The sequence below is a fragment of the Vibrio sp. 1727 genome, assembly GCF_033344415.1.
Classification (GTDB): Bacteria; Pseudomonadota; Gammaproteobacteria; order Enterobacterales; family Vibrionaceae; genus Vibrio; species Vibrio alginolyticus.
Window position 1 is genome coordinate 1 of record NZ_JAWPOT010000664.1, and the last position, 518, is coordinate 518.

Genomic DNA, 518 nt, shown 5'->3' on the forward strand with positions numbered 1-518 from the left:
TAGCCCAGCGAAGCTACCTGCAATTAACGACATCGAAGAGATTCGTGAGCCGATTGCGCGTTGTAACATCTTGGTGCCTTCTGATTACCTAGGTAACGTGATCACACTGTGTGTGGAGAAGCGTGGTCTCCAAGTTGATATGGTTTACCACGGTAACCAAGTTGCAGTGACTTACGACATCCCAATGGCGGAAGTTGTTCTCGACTTCTTCGACCGTCTGAAGTCTACGTCACGTGGTTACGCATCTCTGGATTACAACTTCCAACGCTTTGAAGCGGCAAACATGGTACGCGTCGACGTACTATTGAACGGCGACAAAGTGGATGCACTTGCGCTTATCACGCACAAAGATCAGTCTCAGACTCGTGGTCGTCAGCTGGTTGAGAAGATGAAAGAATTTATCCCTCGTCAGATGTTCGATATCGCGATTCAAGCGGCTATTGGTAACCACATCATTGCGCGTTCTACCGTTAAGCAGCTACGTAAAAACGTAATCGCAAAATGTTACGGTGGTGACG

The 518-nt window shown here is 48.1% G+C and carries 1 pseudogene; it reads left to right on the plus strand.

From position 1 onward, the window contains the following. Positions 1 to 518, plus strand: a pseudogene (locus R8O10_RS27485) (elongation factor 4); the annotation flags it as partial.